The organism is Marinobacter sp. LM1 (genome assembly GCF_042763285.1).
In the GTDB taxonomy this organism is placed as follows: domain Bacteria; phylum Pseudomonadota; class Gammaproteobacteria; order Pseudomonadales; family Oleiphilaceae; genus Marinobacter; species Marinobacter nauticus.
This window is the reverse complement of record NZ_CP114373.1, coordinates 2,512,151-2,531,257: the sequence shown is the minus strand read 5'-3', so window position 1 is coordinate 2,531,257 and position 19,107 is coordinate 2,512,151. Positions and strand designations below refer to the sequence as shown.

The 19,107-nt window shown below is 54.0% G+C and carries 20 protein-coding genes; 3 read left to right on the top strand and 17 right to left on the bottom strand.

The window, feature by feature from the left end:
- Positions 1 to 92: 92 nt before the first annotated feature.
- The 13 genes from OZ656_RS11895 to OZ656_RS11835 all read right to left on the bottom strand — a co-directional run bounded on the left by OZ656_RS11895 (position 93) and on the right by OZ656_RS11835 (position 11,099).
- The gene (locus OZ656_RS11895; RefSeq protein ID WP_379944521.1) at positions 93 to 647 is read right to left on the bottom strand and encodes a helix-turn-helix domain-containing protein; all 555 of its coding nucleotides are present in this window, start codon (positions 645 to 647) and stop codon (positions 93 to 95) included.
- Positions 648 to 855: 208 nt separating this feature from the next.
- Complete coding sequence (locus tag OZ656_RS11890; RefSeq protein WP_303292734.1) at positions 856 to 1,317, bottom strand: carboxymuconolactone decarboxylase family protein; 462 nt, start codon at positions 1,315 to 1,317, stop codon at positions 856 to 858.
- Between the two features lie 83 nt (positions 1,318 to 1,400).
- A complete protein-coding gene (locus OZ656_RS11885; protein ID WP_303292733.1) occupies positions 1,401 to 1,703 on the bottom strand; it encodes a hypothetical protein in 303 nt (100 codons plus the stop codon).
- A 37-nt stretch (positions 1,704 to 1,740) separates the two neighbouring features.
- Positions 1,741 to 2,349 (bottom strand): hypothetical protein, encoded by a 609-nt coding sequence (locus OZ656_RS11880; RefSeq protein WP_303292732.1) that lies wholly within the window; start codon positions 2,347 to 2,349, stop codon positions 1,741 to 1,743.
- A 4-nt stretch (positions 2,350 to 2,353) separates the two neighbouring features.
- Complete coding sequence (locus OZ656_RS11875) at positions 2,354 to 3,247, bottom strand: glycosyltransferase (protein ID WP_303292731.1); 894 nt, start codon at positions 3,245 to 3,247, stop codon at positions 2,354 to 2,356.
- Positions 3,248 to 3,318: 71 nt separating this feature from the next.
- Positions 3,319 to 3,861: a DinB family protein gene (locus tag OZ656_RS11870; RefSeq protein ID WP_379944520.1), complete on the bottom strand. Its 543-nt coding sequence runs from the start codon at positions 3,859 to 3,861 to the stop codon at positions 3,319 to 3,321.
- 93 nt (positions 3,862 to 3,954) lie between these two features.
- Positions 3,955 to 4,452: a tautomerase family protein gene (locus OZ656_RS11865; protein WP_303292729.1), complete on the bottom strand. Its 498-nt coding sequence runs from the start codon at positions 4,450 to 4,452 to the stop codon at positions 3,955 to 3,957.
- Positions 4,425 to 4,958 carry a GNAT family N-acetyltransferase gene (locus OZ656_RS11860; RefSeq protein ID WP_303292728.1) on the bottom strand — a complete coding sequence of 178 codons (534 nt, stop codon included), beginning with the start codon at positions 4,956 to 4,958 and terminating at the stop codon, positions 4,425 to 4,427. Before OZ656_RS11860 ends, OZ656_RS11865 begins: the two co-directional genes overlap by 28 nt.
- Before the next feature lie 329 nt (positions 4,959 to 5,287).
- The gene (locus tag OZ656_RS11855; RefSeq protein WP_379944519.1) at positions 5,288 to 5,770 is read right to left on the bottom strand and encodes an LA2681 family HEPN domain-containing protein; all 483 of its coding nucleotides are present in this window, start codon (positions 5,768 to 5,770) and stop codon (positions 5,288 to 5,290) included.
- Between the two features lie 88 nt (positions 5,771 to 5,858).
- Entirely contained in the window at positions 5,859 to 6,803 is a 945-nt protein-coding gene (locus tag OZ656_RS11850) for an IS5 family transposase (RefSeq protein ID WP_153741791.1), read from the bottom strand.
- Positions 6,804 to 6,840: 37 nt separating this feature from the next.
- Positions 6,841 to 7,920 (bottom strand): LA2681 family HEPN domain-containing protein, encoded by a 1,080-nt coding sequence (locus OZ656_RS11845; protein ID WP_379944518.1) that lies wholly within the window; start codon positions 7,918 to 7,920, stop codon positions 6,841 to 6,843.
- 311 nt (positions 7,921 to 8,231) lie between these two features.
- Positions 8,232 to 8,930 carry an NrdJb gene (locus OZ656_RS11840; protein ID WP_022992522.1) on the bottom strand — a complete coding sequence of 233 codons (699 nt, stop codon included), beginning with the start codon at positions 8,928 to 8,930 and terminating at the stop codon, positions 8,232 to 8,234.
- Between the two features lie 30 nt (positions 8,931 to 8,960).
- A complete protein-coding gene (locus tag OZ656_RS11835) occupies positions 8,961 to 11,099 on the bottom strand; it encodes an adenosylcobalamin-dependent ribonucleoside-diphosphate reductase (protein ID WP_303292726.1) in 2,139 nt (712 codons plus the stop codon).
- A 287-nt stretch (positions 11,100 to 11,386) separates the two neighbouring features.
- Here OZ656_RS11835 and OZ656_RS11830 point away from each other — a divergent pair, with 287 nt between their 5' ends.
- Together OZ656_RS11830 and OZ656_RS11825 are read left to right on the top strand one after the other, a co-directional pair.
- Entirely contained in the window at positions 11,387 to 11,593 is a 207-nt protein-coding gene (locus tag OZ656_RS11830) for a hypothetical protein (protein WP_278350885.1), read from the top strand.
- A gap of 64 nt (positions 11,594 to 11,657) precedes the next feature.
- Positions 11,658 to 12,473, top strand: a complete 816-nt coding sequence (locus OZ656_RS11825) for a DUF6160 family protein (protein WP_278350886.1) — start codon at positions 11,658 to 11,660, stop codon at positions 12,471 to 12,473.
- 50 nt (positions 12,474 to 12,523) lie between these two features.
- Here OZ656_RS11825 and OZ656_RS11820 read toward each other — a convergent pair whose 3' ends face one another.
- The 3 genes from OZ656_RS11820 to OZ656_RS11810 form a co-directional block, all read right to left on the bottom strand.
- Entirely contained in the window at positions 12,524 to 13,318 is a 795-nt protein-coding gene (locus tag OZ656_RS11820; protein ID WP_011784596.1) for an ABC transporter ATP-binding protein, read from the bottom strand.
- Positions 13,319 to 13,327: 9 nt separating this feature from the next.
- On the bottom strand, positions 13,328 to 14,230 hold the full coding sequence (locus tag OZ656_RS11815) for an ABC transporter permease (protein WP_303292725.1): 903 nt from the start codon (positions 14,228 to 14,230) through the stop codon (positions 13,328 to 13,330).
- Between the two features lie 66 nt (positions 14,231 to 14,296).
- Positions 14,297 to 15,271: an ABC transporter substrate-binding protein gene (locus OZ656_RS11810; RefSeq protein ID WP_014421768.1), complete on the bottom strand. Its 975-nt coding sequence runs from the start codon at positions 15,269 to 15,271 to the stop codon at positions 14,297 to 14,299.
- 268 nt (positions 15,272 to 15,539) lie between these two features.
- Here OZ656_RS11810 and OZ656_RS11805 point away from each other — a divergent pair, with 268 nt between their 5' ends.
- Complete coding sequence (locus OZ656_RS11805) at positions 15,540 to 17,207, top strand: AMP-binding protein (RefSeq protein WP_278350888.1); 1,668 nt, start codon at positions 15,540 to 15,542, stop codon at positions 17,205 to 17,207.
- A gap of 84 nt (positions 17,208 to 17,291) precedes the next feature.
- Here the strand turns inward: OZ656_RS11805 and OZ656_RS11800 are convergent, their stop codons facing one another.
- The gene (locus OZ656_RS11800) at positions 17,292 to 18,980 is read right to left on the bottom strand and encodes an iron ABC transporter permease (protein WP_278350889.1); all 1,689 of its coding nucleotides are present in this window, start codon (positions 18,978 to 18,980) and stop codon (positions 17,292 to 17,294) included.
- Between the last annotated feature and the right edge of the window lie 127 nt (positions 18,981 to 19,107).

Below are 19,107 nucleotides of genomic sequence, written 5' to 3'. Positions count from 1 at the left end.
TCTGACCTGGTCGGGAGGCTGCCAATGAACCTGATAACAGGCTACGAAAAATAAGCGGGGAGATTCCAGTCCTCATGCCTCATTTTCAGTGATTACACCTGGCCCGGCGTGATGCGCGCAATCGTACGAAACTCCCGGGTCATATGGGCCTGGTCACTGAAGCCGAACTGGTGAGCGACTTCGGCCAGGTTAACCTGGCCATGCTCACGAATGTAATTGATGGCCCGTTTCACCCGAAGAATGCGCTGGTACTGTTTGGGCGTCATTTCCATCCAGTGTTTGAAAAGGCGTTCCACATGGCGCTGACTGATTTCCAGGTGTTGCGTGAGCGAGCCCGGTTCCGCATCGTCTCTTATACAGTCCAGAGCCTGCTGCAGAGCGCCGGGAATGAGCCGGGTTAGCCGGAAGTTGTTCTCAGCCCAGCTCTGCATCGTGCTCACGCGGCTTACGTTGTTGCAACAGGTTTTAAGGCGGGAAAAGAGCGGAATGAGACCGGGCAATTGCCCCGGGTCGCCGGTCAGTACCGTGGGCCGGCCAAAGTGCTGGCGGATCAGGCCATAGCCGATGGCAGGCTGAAAGCGAATCCCCGCGAGCTCTGATCCCGGCGCCAGTGATACCCGGGCGGCCACCTTCTCAACCGGCAACACAACAACCCCTTCAGGAATTGTTGTACCCCCAATTCGTACGTCCCCTGCGAGATTAAACCAGATGCTGCTGCACGCCTCAGAATGCAGCAGCTTTACCACCGGTTCTGCTGCCGATTCAGAGACGGTCGCAGACCAAAGCCCCTGAACAAAGGCCGACAGCGGGCCCGATGGACAGGACAACTGAAAGTCGAATGCAGGTTTGCGAAGGTTACTGGGGTTTATAACTGCCTACCTCTGGCTTGAAGGTTTTGACGATCCGGTTCCAGCTGTTTATGGCGTTCACCGCGACGGTTACATCAACCAGCCCTTTTTCGCCAAAGGCCGTTGCCGCTTTGTCATAGCAGTGGTCGTCCACCGGCTTGCCTTGAATAAGGTGCTCCGCCCACTCAAGAGCCGCGCGCTCTAAGGCTGAGTACATCGGCATATCCCGCCACGCACTCAAGCCAATCAAACGTTCAACCGTTTCGCCCTGGGCCAGGGCATCCTTGCTGTGCATATCCACACAAAAGGCGCACTGGTTAATCTGCGATACCCGTAGCTTCAGCAGCTCCCACAACGCCGTGCTCAGGATGTTGGATTCGCTGAACTGCTCTTTCAGATAGGCTTCCTGATCCAACAGGATCTGCATGGCTTTGGGTGCCAGGCTGATATAGTTCGCGCGTGCCGTCATCGTTCATCTCCTCCAATGATGTTGGAGTTTCACAATACTGACTGCGGGCGAGCCGGTATTGAAGATTCTCGACACGACGCCACTCACTGGCGTTTGATGCACAGCTTGACGTAAAGGCAATAACTTGCAAATAACAGAATCGGCACTGCGTACCAGAGATAGGAGATTTCACCCGCGCCAGAGCGGTAGAGACCAATCACAATTACCGCGCTGATCAGACAGCTTGCAGGCGCTGCATACAGGGCCGAGTTAAGGACCGAGAAATCGAACGGGGTGGGGCGGTGGGTGTTACCTACGGCGCTGAAACCGAATACACCCAGCAGAAACAGCATGTAGGCCAGAAGCACCTGGCCGATTGTGCCGGCAATTACCCATCCGAGAGTCATGGAAAGTCCTTTTTATCCGCTGATTAAGCAGAGCAGTCTACAACGTGCCAATGGCGCTGCGGAGGTTCTGTTTTGCTTGATCTTCGTATCTTTCTTGAAACAGCTCAAGGTTGTAAATGCTGCCACTACTCAGAAAGGACCGAAGCAGCTCCTTTCGCTTCTTGCGGTAGATAAACCCGGGCACCAGCCTGTATTCCTTGCGTACGTTACGCTCAAACTGATCGTACACCTCAGGCGGGGCGCCCAGAATGGCAAGATCGATATCTACAATCAGCTGCTCGTCCGGCGTCTTTACGTTGCCATTGTGCAGGGTGGCCATGATGAGGTTGCGCACGCGCTCGATGCCTGCCTTACCGTAACTGTGAGCAGTCAGGAACGCCTGTGCCCAGTTTGCGCTGTCCAGCTCGTTAGTCTTCGACAGGGGCTTGTAGACGGCATCGTGGAACCAGATGGCCAGCTCCAGCTCTTCCGGTTTTTCAGCGATTTCCTTTACGCCGTCAAAGTGGGTAAGCATGGCATCAATGTGATTGACGGTATGGTAGAACCGGTGCTTCTCTGAGTAGGCGGCATGGAGTGCGTGATAACACTCTTCTGAAGGCGGGAGCCCCAGAGCGCTCATCAGGGTTTGCCATCGTGTTTGGTTCATTGCTTTAGCCACGTTTGCCCGGAAAGATCACCCGATAAACGGCTCGCCATACCACTGAATCCAGCGGAGCATACCGCAACGCCTGAGCGACCGCGCCCCAGGCCGTCCCAGATTTGCCAATCGTTGCAAAATGACGGGCTTTCCGGCAGTAGAAGCGGGCCAGGCCCCAGCGGATGTCACCGGGTTTGAGTGTACTTCCGTATTCCTCGATAAAATCACGAATGATCGCTTCGTTAGCGGCAAATCGGCGCTTCTTGTCTCTGGAAATCTGGTCTGCCATCACCCGATAATAACCCCAGTACTCGGGCACATACAGGAAGGTGAAACGGGCTGAAAAACGCAGCCAGATGTCGTAGTCGTCGGCGACGCCGTAGCGGCCGGAAAACCCGCCCATGGCATCGAAACATTCCCGCCGCGCCATTACCGTGTTGATGCTCACGCTGTTGTCCACCAGCATCTGGCGGGCAATCCGGCCCGAGTACCGGCGCATATTCTTGCGGGACAACTCCCGGCCCTGTTCATCGATCATGATTTCATCACTGTGAAGGACATCCACCTCCGGGTGAGCCTGCATCAGCGCCACTTGCCGTTCCAGCTTTTCAGGCACCCACAGGTCATCAGAATCCAGAAAACACAGCAATTCGCCCCGGGCATATTGAAGCGCCAGGTTGCGGGCAACACTCTGACCCTGGTTTTCCTGAAAATGGTATTGGATGCGTTCATCACCCAAGTAACTGGCCAGCTTCTCGCGGGTGTTATCCCGGGAGCCATCATCAACGATGATGAGCTCCCAGTGGGGATAGGATTGGGCTAAGACAGACTCGACCGCTTGCGTGATGGTTCGCTCACGGTTGAAGGTAGGGGTGATGATGCTGACTAGAGGCGCTGGCTCAGACACAAGCTGTCCTTATTGGTGTCCATAGCGGGACTGAGGTGCCGCAGGACAGGCTGCAGAATTGAAGCGATGGGTCATGCCTGAGACTCTTCGGGAATTTGAACCAACAGATCAGTCGCCCCAATAACCACCCCTGCCTGGGAGAGCAAAGTTGACACTTGCCCCCGATGATGGGTTTGATGGTTGAAGAAATGAAGCACCAGGCTTGAAAACCGTTTACTGGCCGGAATCCCTTTGGTGTTGTGATAACTGAGAGTGACAGCGAGATCGTCTTCGGTTAACTCGGAAATCCAATGGATAATCTGCCAATCCAACCAGGTCCGGTGTTCCGTTAAGCGCGCAATATCACCAAAGAGAATTTGGTTAAGGCTTGTCGGATTATCAAGGGTAGTGATTTCCCGGAGCGAGTCCTTGCACGAAGGATGGTTAGCAAAACGTTTGAGCCAGATCGTATCTCCGACGAGGATATGGTTCAGTGTTCCCAGAATAGAACCAAAGAAGGCGCCGCGATCTTTCGCCAGTTCATCGGCCGAAAGCTGTGCGGCCGCATCGTAGATCTTTGGGTTCATCCACTGATTATAATTGGCGAGCAGTTCAAAGTGGTTTTTCAGGTTCATTGGAATTCCGTTCCGTACCTAGCTCCCAAGACTTGAATTGTTCTCGAACGGCGGTGAAGTCCCAGAAGCAAATGGGTGGCTTTGCGCACATTGTTACACATTTACCGAATACTTAAGGTCACGTGCCTCATCTCCGGTCATGCCACGAAAGCCCCAGCAGTGGGGCGGTTGTTCCTTGATTGTGATCTCAACGTCCACGGGTGAGATGCCTACCACGGACTCAAGCTTGTGGAAGAGCTCCTTGATCAGAGCTTTTTGGGTCTCGGCCGTTCGCCCCTGCATCATGTTGATTTCAATGACCGTATAGGCGGGCGTTCTGCCACCGGGATAATAAAAATCCTCGGGTTCCATGGGGATAAAACGATGAGCCCGCTTGTCTTCCGGCATACCGAGTACGGACTGCATGCATCCGTGAATGACCTCGGAGAGCTGAGCCTTGATCGGATTGAGATGTTCTCTGATTCCATAGATGACTATCACGATGCCTCCTGCAATGTGTAATGTCCGCAGCATGTGCGGCTTTGAAATCGGGTCGAAGCGGCAGAGGAAAATGCTTCGACGGGCTAAAACAATTTGTTCCGCGATGCCCATTGTTCGCGCGTCATTCGATACACCCGCACCGGCCGGTGATGAAACTCGTGAAGCGAGTAGTCTCCGAACCCGACCTTCTCCGTCACCCTAATGGAGGCTGTGTGCTCCGGTTCGATAATAGCAATGACCGACTCACAGTGTTTTTGCCCGAAAGCATACTGTAGAACACCTTTGACAGCTTCTGTCGCATACCCATGATGCCAGAACCTGCGCGCCAGTCGATAACCCAGATTGATTTCTTCAACCTCGCCAACCAACTCCGGCCCAACGCCACAGAAGCCGATAAATTCGCCTGATTTTTTCTCATACAAACCCCATGGCCCGATTCCATGAGAGGCGTAACACTCAAGGCACCAATCAACGAACTTTCTGGTAGCTTCTTCGTCACAAATTCCGCGAACGGAAAACTTCATGACTTCGGGGTCACTGAGCATTGCGGTGAGCACAGGAATGTCTTGATGGGATAGCTTCCTTGCAAGCAATCTCTCTGTTTCAAACAATGGCACTGATATCCCCCTGTGCATAGCGCTGGCGTGAGGGCCAGAAGCACTATTATTCGGACTTGAGCACCTCTGCTCGATCCCTCTTGTACTCTTCGTATGACTTACTGGAACGTTCTATGCATTCTTCATACTGAGCGGGTGGCACGCTGACGCATTCCTGTCGGTTGTTCCGCTGAATATTGTCATACACGGCTTTGCCACTACACCCAGCCACCAAAATACTCACCAGCAGTAAATACAAAATTTTGCTCACGGCTCATCATCCATGTTGTGCATTACGCTTGGTTTAGGTGCGCCTTAGGCGTCACTTGGAACCACTTGTTAGAGCACCGTTAAACGAGCGGTACATCATCTGATAAGGTGATCCTTTTATCACCATTTCTTGTAAACTTTTCCGTGAAGTTAATAGCTAAGCATAGGTATATTAATGCATTTCTCGTTTGTTTGAGAACATATATACCTTTATCATTTAGCTCGTCAATCGTAATTGTATACGCATAATCGTGGTTGTTTTCCCAGGTTGAGAAACTTTCAAACTCAGGATTAACAACTCTAACCCAACCATGTTCCAGTTCATTTCGTAACTCGCGTACTTCAAAAGCTGAATCGTCAAGCCAGTATGAAGGTCTTCTCTCATCCTCATCATGCTGGCTAAAATCCTTACTTAACCAGAACAGTGCAGTTATAAATGGGTTGTTTTGACCTTTTAGTATTTTTTGCTTATCGAACCATTGCCGATTAAATGCAATCCTAGGGAGGGTCTGATTAACGCCTGATTTATCGCTGAATCGCTTTTCAACTCGAAAAAAAGCCATTCAAGCGCGATTTTGGCGTTATCACCCTCTGTTTTGTTCGATTTTTGCCTATTTCCCGCCGTTTTGGCGGAAAACAGGCGAACTGACCCTACGACAGCAGGTATTTTTCACCCATCAGCAGGTTGCTGAACGCAGCCAGCAAGTGCAATCGGTTACTGTTTTTGGCCAAGCCGCGATAGCGAACTTTGCTATAGCCAAAGACCTGCTTGATGTACCGGAATGGGTGTTCCACTTTGGCCCGGGCGCTGGCTTTGAGCTTCTCGGCCTTTAGCTTTCGGTCGTCCAGTTTTTTACGAGAACCGGGGCGCTTGGCAATGAACCAGGATACATTTTGGCGATCTTTATGCTCATCCCGCTTTTGAATGCCAAGATAACCGGCATCACCGAACACGCGCAGCTCGTCACCGTGAAGAAGGTTGCCGGCGGACACGATGTCGTGGACATTGGCAGCGGTGGTATCGATGCTGTGGATCAAGCCGAGCGTATCGTCCACGCCGATATGCATCTTCATGCCAAAGTACCACTGGTTGCCTTTTCTGGTTTGTCGCATCTCAGGGTCGCGCTGGCCGCTTTCATTCTTCGTGGAGCTTGGTGCAGAAATGATGGAAGCATCCACAATGCTGCCTTCACGCAGCATCAAACCATTTTTCTCCAGGTGCTTGTTCACCTCTTTGAACAACACCTTGCCAAGGCCATGGCGCTCCAGGAAATGACGAAACTTGAGAATGGTGGTTTCGTCCGGCAATCGGTCCAGCTTCAGGCCGGCGAACTGGCGCATGGATTCGATCTCATACAATGCGTCTTCCATGGCAGGATCACTGAGGTTATAGAACAATTGCATGCAGTGGACTCGCAGCATGGTCGGCAGCGGATACGGTGGCCGGCCAGTCTGGCCCTTGGGGTAATATAGGGCTACCTTCTTCTCCAACTGCTTCCACGGAATCAGCTTGTCCATCCGTTCCAGAAAAATCTCGCGGCGGGTTTTACGCTTCTTGGTCTGGTACTCGGCTTCGGAGAAGGTGATCTGATCCATGGTGGCAACGAATCCTGTGCAGTTGACGATGACCGTATTATCGCTGATTTTGAGACTTATTCAGAGCCTCCCTAGAACTGTTTAATTCGTAGTACTTGTCCAAGAGCCTTGATATTTTATCCAAAACACTAAAGCACCCTTTAATAGCACTCTTGATTTTCTCAATGTACCCTTCATAGATTACGCCGTCTAATGTGTCTGCAAGATACTTGTCTTTATCAGTAAACGTTTTGTATTTCTTGTTCAATCCTTCATAGAACAAGTGTCGATAATAGCAATATTCATTTTTCATTGATGAAAACGATGCGGATAGATATGGGCCTTCAAAAATTGGAGTGCTATATGGTGGAAAATTGAGAACATCATGATCCACCACCCATGCATTTTCCAGATCATTCAAGGGATTTATGAATAATGTATTGTCCTTACACCATGCTCGATATTTTTTTTCCTCTTTTGAGTAATTTGCCTTGTAAGGATGAGCCAATAGGTCTGGGTCAGCATCAAATGAATTTTTAACATATCGAAGGAAATGCCCAATAACAGAGTCTGAGTCAAATCTGATACTATTCTTAATACCATTATGACCAATAGTTTCTTTAGCTAGAAGTTTCTTTGCATAGTTGTATGCATATAATTGATAATAATAAATATGTCCTTCATCATACAAATAGCGAGAAATCCAAATCAGGCCAGTCGAAAGCCTATATAATCCTACTTCCTCGGCATCCCCAAAATGAGTAATACCTTTTTTCCAAAGTGGAATGGCTTCAAAAGTTCTGCACAATGTTTCTAGTGTGTTCGCATGGTTCACTTCTACTTGAGGAAGTAACTCATCAGCCCGCTTACCGTACCTGTAAAATTTCCTATGGCAAATAATTGCATTTCCATAGTTTTGATTATTCCATCTGTCAGTTCCTTTTGAACCTAAATGCTGATATATGTTCGCTAAATAGTATGTTAATACGCTTTTTACAATATCAGGCGCTTCACTTTCATCAGATATGAGTTTCTTTAGCTCATCACAAAAACGGACTAAAGAATCAATGTCATCACAATCAATACAAGTATCTATTTTTTCTGCAAAAGAAGCGATCTTTTCGTTCCAGTTGCTCATAATTTCTCTTAATTAAATGTGATGTTGATTTAGGCGCTCTAACAGCGTATTAGATCGCAGCCTTCATTATTGCGATTATTGACCTGCTTCATTATCATGCATCGATATGACAACCTTGCGGGCCATCGATGCCAAAAAACTTAAAAGATCATGTAACTACAAACCCAAAAAAAGAAACAAGCCAGATCCCGCTTAGTAATATCAACGCAGTCGCATTCTCACCAATAACGACGCGCCACAAACATTGCCCCAACAAAAAGGCCCGGCAGCTTCCGCAACCAGGCCTTTTCGTTACTCAGCGGTCAATCACCTCAACCGCATTTGCTGTCGCCGCAGGACAGGCAGGTGGCGCAGCCGTCCATCACGATTACGGCCTTGGTGCTGCACTTGCCGCACATGGTGGCGTTGGCGGGGTACTCGCTGGCGCTGTCGTCGTTGGTGGCCTTGTTCTGGCTGGCCTCAAACTCGGCGCGTTTTTCAGCGAGGATGCGCTTGGTGGTTTCGCTCAGCTCGTCGCTTTCCAGCAGGCCGATGGCCTTCAGGTGCTTCTCGATCACGGCGCCAATTTCGGCTACCAGTGAGGGCATGAACACGCCGCCCTTCTTGAAATAGCCGCCGTTGGGGTCGTACACGCTGCGCAGCTCTTCCACCAGGAAGGTGACGTCACCACCTTTGCGGAACACCGCTGAGATAACGCGGGTGAGGGCGATTACCCACTGGAAGTGTTCCATCGATTTGGAGTTGATGAACACTTCATACGGCTGCCGGCTCTCGTGGTCTGTGTCTTCGTTCAGCAGGATGTCATTGATGGTAATGTACATCGCGTGCTCGGCCACCGGCGGCTTGATCTTGTAGGTGGTGCCCAGGAGGAAATCCGGGCGTTCGATGTTCTCATTCATCTCCACCGGTTTGGTGTCGGCTTTCACCGGCGCCTGGTGTTCACCCGTGGTCTCGGTGTCGGCTTTCTTTACCCGGTAGCCGACGATCTTGTTGCTGATTTTCACTGTCATGTTCGTAATTCCTGTCTGTCGGTTCCCGGATTAATACTTGCCGTAAGTGCCTTCTTTCAGCGCGTCGAAGAGGTTGGCGGCGGTGTGGATTTCGCCATCGTACTCTATCTGTTCGTTGCCGCGCAGGGTCACTTTGCTGCCGTCGTCCAGGGTGAATTCGTACAGGGTGTTTTCAAGGTCTTTCTCTTTAACCAGTACGCCCTGGAACGCTTCCGGGTTGAAGCGGAAGGTGGTGCAGCCTTTCAGGCCCTTGTCGTAGGCGTACAGGTAGATGTCCTTGAAGTCCTGGTATGGGAATTCTGTCGGAACGTTGGCGGTTTTGGAAATGGAGGAATCTACCCATTTCTGTGCTGCAGCCTGGATGTCGACGTGTTGCGTGGGCGTTACGTCGTCGGAGGTGGTGAAGTAGCTTGGCAGCTTCTTGTCTTCATCCTCGGAGAACGGCATTGCGCCCGGGTTGACCAGGTGGCGGTAGGCCAGCAGTTCGAAGCTGAATACGTCTACCTTCTCTTTGGTTTTACGGCCTTCACGGATAATGTTCCGGGCGTAGTGGTGCGAGAAGCTCGGCTCAATGCCGTTACTGGCGTTGTTGGCCAGCGACAGGCTGATGGTGCCGGTCGGAGCGATGGAGGTGTGGTGTGTGAAACGGCCACCTTTCTCGGCCAGCTTGGCCACCAGCTCCGGCTCTACTTCGGCAATGCGGCCCATGTAGGCGCTGTACTTGGCGTGCAGTACCTTGCCTTTGACCTTGTCGCCCACCTTGATGCCGTCTTCGGCCAGTTTCGGGCACTTGGTCATCATTTTCGGCGTTACTTCAAACTCGTCGTCCATGATTGGCGCCGGGCCTTTCTCTTCGGCCAGGGCCAGGGACTGGCGCCAGCCTTCTACTGCCATTTCACGAACCACTTCTTCGGTGAACTTCACGGACTCGTCAGAGCCGTAAGGCATGCGCAGCATGGCGAGGGTGGAGCCCAGGCCCAGGATGCCCATGCCGTGGCGGCGCTTGTAGGTGATTTCGTGGCGCTGTTCGCCCAGGGGCAGGCCGTTGATTTCGACTACGTTGTCCAGCATGCGGGTGAAGGTGCCCACCACTTTGCGGTACTTCTCGTAGTTGAAGCTGGCTTTCTCGGTGAACGGGTACTCAACGAACTTGGTGAGGTTCACGGAACCCAGCAGGCAGCTGCCGTACGGGGGCAGGGGCTGCTCGCCACAGGGGTTGGTGGCGCGGATGTCTTCGCAGAACCAGTTGTTGTTCATCTGGTTGACCTTGTCGATCAGGATGAAACCTGGCTCGGCGTAGTCGTAGGTGCTGGTCATGATGGTGTCCCAGATGAACTGGGCTTTCACCGTTTTGTAGATGCGGCAGGCGACTTTGCCTTCGTTGTTTACCACGTAGCCTTCCTGTACCGGGAAGTCGCGGTAGACAAACTGGCTGGCGTCGGTCAGGTCCAGGCCTTCGTCGTCGGCTTCTTTCTGGGTAACCGGGAAGGACAGGTGCCAGTCGTCACCGTTGCGCACGGCTTCGATGAAGTCTTCGGTGATCAGCAGGGACAGGTTGAACTGGCGCAGGCGGCCGTCTTCACGTTTGGCCTGGATGAATTCGATCACGTCCGGGTGGTGTACGTCGAAGGTGGCCATCTGGGCACCGCGGCGGCCACCGGCAGAGGACACGGTGAAGCACATGCGGTCGAAGATATCCATGAACGACAGCGGGCCGGAGGTGGTGGCACCAGCGCCGGCAACATAGGCACCGCGCGGGCGCAGGGTTGAGAATTCATAACCGATACCACAGCCGGCCTTGAGGGTGAGGCCCGCTTCGTGGTTTTTCTCCAGGATATCGTTCATGGAATCCTGGATGGTGCCGGATACGGTGCAGTTAATGGTGGAGGTGGCCGGCTTGTGGGCTTCGGCTCCGGCGTTGGAAGTAATGCGGCCGGCGGGGATGGCGCCGTTTTGCAGGGCCCACAGGAATTCCTTCATGTACTTGTCGCGTACATTCTTTTTCTCAACCTCGGCCAGGGCCTTGGCCACGCGCTCGTAAGTTGCGTTGATGTCTTTGTCGACAGGCTCGCCGGTCTTGGTCTTGAGCTGGTACTTGCTGCTCCAGATATCCAGCGAAGCTTCCTGCATGGGAATCGTTGTGATCACTGCCTGTGCCTTAGCGTTCATTGCCACCCTCGGTTTTCAGTATGTCTCTTTTTTGAAGACGCCGTCCTCAGCGCCTTACCCCTGTGTGTTTCTGGTACTTCATGGGTTATCTGGCCAGCAGAATCACTATATATGGTGTCCGTGCCTGGCCGGGAAGACTGCCTTCCATAACCGGAATTCTGTGTTGATCACTGCAGCCAGCCTTGTGTCTGCTGGCATTTCTACTGCTTGACAATCAGTAGGTGTTGGCGTAGCTGACCCTATATATGGGCTTATTTTTTGGGAAGTATAACAGGATATAGTGTTCTGTGAATAAGAGAGCAACTATTGATTGGCGCCTGTGGGCAAAGAAAATCAATGGAAAAGTTCTTGAATCTGCGGGAAGCCGCGCCATTAACGGATTCTCTGCATGTCACTACATCTTGTGGTTAAAAAGTGTGCGCCTGAAAAGTTCTGGAATGCAGGTTTTTGTGACTTCTGCAAGTATCCAAAAACGACGTGTCGGTAGAGTATGACAGTGGCGTCGTAATACTGCAGTGGCCCACAGGAAGTGATAACGACTATAAAAGGAAAAGAACAATGAAAGGCCTGAAACCTACCGTTCTTGCGCTGTGTATTGCCGGGGCGCCCCCTGCGGCCCTGGCGTTTCAACCGTTGGATGAAACCACGATGGGAAACATCACCGGCCAGGCGGGTGTGACCATTGAATTGGAAACTAAAGTTGATATCGGGCGCTTTACCTACACTGATGAAGGCTCGCTGGCGATCAGCGATATCAGTATTGGAGGTGCTGAGCGTACCGATTTCTTCGGCTACAACGGCTTAGCTGGTACTACTGCTAGCGACCGCCTGGATAATATAAAGATAGATATTGACGTTTACTCTGATGGTGATGCAGTGATCAATCTGTTGCCTATCCAGTTCGCGGCTGTGGATTTCCGTATTACCTCTGGTAGTTGGGAATTGCTGAGCAGTGATGGGAGTAGCGACAAAACCACCCTGCTGGACAACTTCTTTGCTGAGGGTGTTATTGGGCGATCATCAATTGAAATCGATACAGCCACCGATGTTCTGAACTTCCGTGGCGCCTTCGCCATCGAAGTGATGGACTTTGATGTACCTTTCTTGGCCGTCGGTGTAAGAGGGCTTCAGATTACCGGCGCAGACTATGATCTTCGCCGCCCAAGCCCACTGGATCTTTTTGCAGAAGTAGAGCTCGATGTCTACAAGGCTGCACGACAAGCAAGTGGCGGTGATGCCCTTGCGATTGATATGTCCGAGTTCCGTGCAGATGTTGGTATCGAAGAAGTTATTGTGGGCCAGCATTCGATCGGGAAGGTGTTCATGGATGATCTGGCAGTAAACAATACTGCTATGAGGATCTACGGGCACTGATCCTCTGGTAGTAAAAGAAAAGCGGGGTAGTGTGCCCCGCTTTATTATTCTTAGCCCAACAGCAGACTGTCGTCGTCCACCTCCAGGCCGCGCTGTTTCTCAAACAGGCCCAGCAGGTCTTTCACTTCCAATCCGTCCCGGTCTTTACCGGCAATATCAAACACCACTTGGCCCTGGTGCAGCATCACGGTGCGGCTGCCGACTTCCAGTGCCTGTTTCATGCTGTGGGTGACCATCAGGGCGGTGAGCTTCTGCTCCTCGATGATCTGCTGGGTGAGTTCCAGCACGAAGTTGGCGGTTTTCGGGTCCAGCGCAGCGGTGTGCTCATCCAGCAGCAGTATGCTGGAGGGCGTCAGGCTGGCCATCAGCAGGCTGACGGCCTGGCGCTGGCCGCCCGAAAGCAGGCCCATTTTGTCGCCCAGGCGGTTTTCCAGGCCCAGTTTCAGCGTGGCAAGGCTTTCCCGGAATTGCCCGAGATACTGCTTTTTCACCGCACTGGTCAGACCTCGGCTTTGGCCGCGTTTGATGGCCAGTGCCAGGTTTTCTTCAATGGACAGGTTTTCGCAGGTGCCGGCCAGGGGGTCCTGGAACACCCGGGCAACACGGGCCGCTCGTTTATGGGTGGGCAGGCGGGTAACGTCCAGGTTGTCCACGATAATCTGGCCGCTGTCGACCATGACTTCGCCGGCCAGGGCGTTCAGGAAGGTGGATTTGCCGGCGCCGTTGCTGCCGATGACCGTAACGAACTCGCCCTGGTTTACTGTCAGGCTCATGCCCCGCAGGGCCGGGTTTTCCAGCGGTGTGCCTTTGCCAAAGGTAAGCCGCAGATCGGTTGCGCTGATCATAGTGCCTCCTCAGGCCTTTTTGCTGGTGAAACGGCCGGCGATCTTGGTGCGAACGCCGGGCAGTACGATAGCCAGTGTGACCAGAACCGCGGTAATCAGGTTCAGATCCTGCGCCTGCAGGCCCAGAATATCGGCATTAAGGGCAAAGGCGATGGCCAGTCGGTAGATGATCGCTCCCACCACGCACGCCAGCAGGGCACGAACCACGGTGGAAGGGGGGATCACGGCTTCACCACCAATGAGTGAGGCGAGACCAATCACAATCACGCCCACACCCATGGTGACGTCAGCTGCCCCCTGGCTCTGTGCGAACAGGGCACCCGCCAGGCCTACCAGGCCGTTGGAGAGCGCAACCCCGAGAATGATCATGCCGCCGGTTGCAATGCCCTGGGCGCGAGCCATGCGGGCGTTGGCGCCAGTGGCGCGCATGGCCAGGCCAGTCTCGGATTTCATGAAACGCCACAACAGAATCAGGGACACAATAGCGACCAGGGTAAACAGCAACACCGGCACCTGATGGAAAGCCAGGCCCAGGTCGTACCAGGGAGTCAGTACCGTTTCTTCTGTGAGCAAGGCCACGTTCGGCCGGCCCATGATGCGCAGGTTCACGGAGTAGAGCGCGATCATGGTAAGGATGGAGGCCAGCAGGTTCAGAATGTTGAGTTTGACATTCAGGATGGCGGTTACGGCACCGGCGGCCATGCCGGCCAGTACCGCACAGCCAGTTGCCAGCCAGGGATTCCAGCCTTCAATAATCAACATGGCGGCAACGGCGGCGCCCAGGGGGAAGCTGCCATCCACCGTCAGGTCGGGGAAGTCGAGAACACGGAAAGAGAGATAGATACCAAAGGCAACCAGGCCGTAGATCAGGCCGGTTTCGAGAGCACCGTAGAATGCGATTTCACTGAGCATGGGTAGTTTTTCACCGTGAAAGAAAACGGGCGGGCCCTTTTGGGGTCCGCCCGTGTAGGTCAGGCGTTACTTGTCGTTTTTGACGACTTTGACGGCTTCCTGGATGAGGTCTTCGGGCAGAGTGACGCCCATGCGTTCGGCGGCCTCGGGGTTAACGTACAGATCCAGTTCTTCCATGGTTTCAACCGGCATGTCGGCTGTGCCGGCACCTTCCAGTACGCGTGCGACCATGGCGCCGGTCTGGCGGCCGTGGTTGTAATAGTTGAAGCCCAAAGCGGCTACCGCGCCACGCTCAACGGTGGCAGTGTCGGCAGCAAAAACCGGGATCTTGGCCCGTTCGCCAACGGAAATAACCGCTTCGGCGGCACTGATCACGGTGTTATCGGTGGTCAGGTAGATAGCGTCGGCCTTGCCTACCAGGGAGCGGGCTGCGCCCAGCACTTCAGAAGTCTTGGTGGCCGCACCTTTAACCAGCTCCAGACCGCGGGCCTGCAGGCGTTCTTCCAGCAGTTCAATCAGCGCGGCGGCGTTGGCTTCGCCAGGGTTGTAAACGGTGCCGATGCGCTTGGCGTCGGGCATTGCACGCTGCAGCATGTCCAGGTGCTTCTCGATGGGCAGCATATCGCTTACCCCGGTGATGTTGGCACCAGGGGCTTCCCAGCTTTGTACCAGTTTGGCGGCAACCGGATCAGTCACGGCAGAGAAGACCACGGGCACGTTACGGGCTGCAGCGGCAACGGTTTGTGCGGACGGTGTGGCAATGGCCACGATTACATCCGGGTTTTCACCCACAAACTTGCGGGCAATCTGAGAGGCAATGGCTGAGTTGCCCTGGGCACTTTCGTGCATCAGGCGCAGGTTTTCGCCTTCGCGATAGCCGCGCTCGGCCAGTTCGTCCTTAACGCCCTCATGTACGGCATCCAGTGCCGGGTGTTCAACAATCTGTGTGATGGCAACAACACGGGGGTCGTCCGCTTGAACCAGGCTTGCTGCGGCAAGCAGCGAGGCGCCGATCAGCGTGCGCAGGGATTTCTTGGCCATATGCCCATCTCCGAGTCAGTTACTGTTTTTTCCCGTGAAACCGGGGGCAAAAATTCAAGGTGCGCAAGTTTAACACAGCCATGCGGCAATCGGTGTAGGGGAAGGCGCAGTTTGTTGCGACGAGCGTTTGAGTGGTTGCAGATGCAAATTATTTTGCACGGATCACGTTTTGACGGGCTCTGGTGTGTTGAAATAGGCTACTAAAGTCTAATAATACGAGAACGCGACAAAGCGAATCCGAAACTATAACGACAAATCAGGAAGGTCCATGGACACAACGAAAAAGCTCCCCCTGGATATGGTCTACCACTGGGAGGCCACCAGCCCTAATTCCCTTTATATGACGCAGCCCATTGGCGACGGTAAGGTGGTTGAGTACACCTGGGGCCGTGCCGTGGATGAGGCACGCCGGATGGCGGCGTACCTGAAATCCCTGAACCTGCCGGAGAAAAGCCGGATTGGTCTGATTTCCAAGAACTGCGCCCAGTGGGTGATGACAGACTGGGCCATCTGGATGGCAGGGCACATTTCCGTGCCGCTGTATCCCACCCTGAACGCCGATACCGTGAACTACATCCTCAACCACGCCGAGTGCGACGTGTTGTTCGTGGGTAAACTGGATGACTGGGACAGTATGAAATCCGGTGTGCCGGAATCGGTTCGCTGCATTTCCTATCCGCTGAGCCCGCCCAACGATTTCGAGACCTGGGACGACATTGTTGCCAAGTACCCGCCACTGGAAGGCAAAACCAGGCGTGATCAGGAAGAGTTGGCCACCATCGTGTACACCTCTGGCAGTACCGGTCGCCCGAAAGGCGTTATGCTCAGCTTCAATAACATGGCGTTCGCCGCTGCTGGCGGTATCGAGACTCTGGGCGTAGGGCCCGGTGAGCGCATGTTGTCCTACCTGCCGCTGGCTCATGTATTTGAGCGCACCTTTGTGGAGCTGGGCTCTTTGTATTCCGGCTTCCAGCTTTATTTTGCAGAGTCTCTGGACACCTTCGTTCAGGATCTTCAGCGGGCACGGCCAACGCTCTTCCTCTCGGTTCCGCGCCTGTGGGTGAAGTTCCAGCATGGTGTCTTACAGAAAGTGCCCAGGCAGAAGCTGGATCGCCTGCTGAAGATTCCGGTAGTGAACAAGCTGATCAAGAAGAAGGTGCTGAAAGGCCTGGGCCTGGACAAGGTGAAGCTGGCCGGTTCCGGTTCCGCGCCGTTGTCCAACGATGTTTTGGACTGGTACCGCAATCTCGGTCTGGAACTGCTGGAAGGCTATGGCATGTCCGAAAACTTTGCCTACTCTCACATGAACAAGCCGGGCCGTACCCGTACCGGTTATGTCGGTGAAGCCCTGCCTGGCGTTGAGGTGAAGATCAGCGAGCAGGGCGAGGTGCTGGTCAAGAGCCCGGCCACCATGATGGGGTATTACAAGGATGAGGAGAAAACCGCTGAAGCTTTCACCGAGGATGGCTTCCTGCGTACCGGTGACAAGGGCGAAATTGACGAGATGGGCCGCCTCAAGCTGACCGGCCGCATCAAGGAGATCTTCAAGACCAGCAAGGGCAAGTACATTGCGCCGGCGCCGATCGAGAACCGCCTGATGTCTCACGATGCCATCGAAATGGTGTGTGTGTCGGGTGCCAACCAGACCCAGCCCCACGCGTTGGTGGTTCTGGGTGAGGAGATTCGCCCGAAAGCTGCTGACGAGAGCTTCCGCAAGGAGTTGGAAGAAAGTTTCAGGCAGCTGATTCAGGACGTAAACAAAACTGTAGATCCCCACGAACAGTTGGCTTTCATTACGGTGGTCAGCGATGAGTGGTCCATCGAGAACAGCTTCCTGACGCCGACGCTCAAGCTTAAGCGTAACGTGGTGGAAGACGCCTATCAGGCGAAAGTGGACAGCTGGTACGCCAAGAAGCAGCCGGTTATCTGGCAGTAAAGGTGACGGCCTACACGGTAAGTTCAGGAAGGCCCGGCAAACTGCCGGGCCTTCTTGTTTCTGGTGTTCCGATATCTGTGACCGTCAGGCCATGGTTCTGGAATTGGAGATGGACCGGTTCATCAGAATGATGGGGATGATACCGGCGACCACAATAATCAGGGCGGGAAGGGCGCTGTGATAGAGCTGTTCGTCTGAGGCAAACTGGTACACGTAGGTGGCCAGGGTCTCGTAATTAAAGGGCCGAAGAATCAGGGTGGCCGGCAGTTCCTTCATGCAGTCGACAAACACTACCAGGGCAGCGGTGACCAGGGTTCCACGCAGCATCGGCAGGTGTACGTTGATCAGGGTTTTGCCCGGAGTGTGGCCCAGGGAGCGGGAGGCCATGTCCATGCTGGGGGTGATTTTCTGAAGGGCACTTTCCACGCTGCCGGCAGATACCGCCAGAAAACGCACGGTGTAGGCAAAAATCAGGGCAAAGGCCGTTCCACTCAGCAGCAGGCCGGTGCTCACGCCAAGATAGTCCCGCATCAGAGAATCCAGCCAGTTATCGAAGCCCGCCAGTGGCACGATGACGCCGACCGCCAACACTGCGCCGGGCATGGCGTAACCGAGGCTGGAAAGCCGCATCAGGATCTGCATGCCCCGGGTATTGTGCAGACGGCGGCTATAGGCCAGCGTGACGCCAATGATCAGGGTGGTGAGCGCTGCCGCGCTGGAAAGGAACAGGCTGTTAAAGGTGTTCTGAATAAAATCCGGGTTCCAGCTCACATCGAAGTATTCCCAGGCGTAATAGCCCAGGGTGGCGCCGGGGATAATGAAGCCAAACACCAGCGGCACGGCGCAGACGACCACACAGATCATCTGGCGTGGGAAAGACATGGTGAAACGGTGAATTGGGTCCCGGTTGTCGCGGGCCGCGTACTGTTGTTGTCGGCGCCGTGAATAGCGTTCCAGGGTCACCAGGATGACCACGAAAATGAGCATGGTGGTCGCGATCTGGGCCGCTCCGCCCAGGTTACCCAGGTTCATCCACGTATCGAACAGGCCGCGGGTGAGGGTTTGCACGGCAAAGAAATCGACGGTACCGAAATCGTTCAGGGTTTCCATCAGCACCAGGGACAGGCCCACGGCAATGGCCGGCCGGGCAATGGGCAGTACCACCCGGAAGAAAGTGCTCAGCGCCGAATGACCCAGGCTGCGGCTGACGGCAAACAGCGAGGGTGACTGCTCAAGAAAGGCCGCTCGCCCCAGCAGGTACACATAGGGGTAGAGCACCAGCCCAATCATCAGGATGGCGCCTTCCAGGCTGCGGATTTCCGGGAACCAGTAATCGCTGGCATTCTGCCAGCCGAACCATTCGCGCAGGGCACGCTGCACGGGGCCGGCGTAATCCAGCAGGCTGGTGTAGACATAGGCAATTACGTAGGCCGGCACGGCAAACGGCAGCAGCAGGGCCCATTCGAAGAACTTCCGGCCCGGGAATTCGCACATGGTCACGGCCCAGGCTGTGGCCAGCCCGATCAACAGGGTGAGCGCGCCCACACCGATCATCAGCTTGATGGTGGTGGTCAGGTAGCGGGGCAGAGTGGTTTCAATCAGATGTGGCCAGATATTTTCGTCCGGGAACAAGGCCAGGAAGATCACCGACAGCACCGGAAGCGCAACAATGGCGGTAGTGATGAAGGCGCTGATCAGCCAGCGCTTTGAGGTGCGTTTTGCCAGTAACGGTTGCGACAGCCCCGGGTTTGCACTGGAAACGACCTCGGTCATGGTGATCCTGTTAGCGTAGTGGTGATGAGAAGTGTTGCGATTTTAGATAGTGCGTTGCTTCCCTGCAATGACTGTGGTCATGTTTGTGACCAACAAAAAAGGGTGTCCTGGACAGGACACCCTTCGG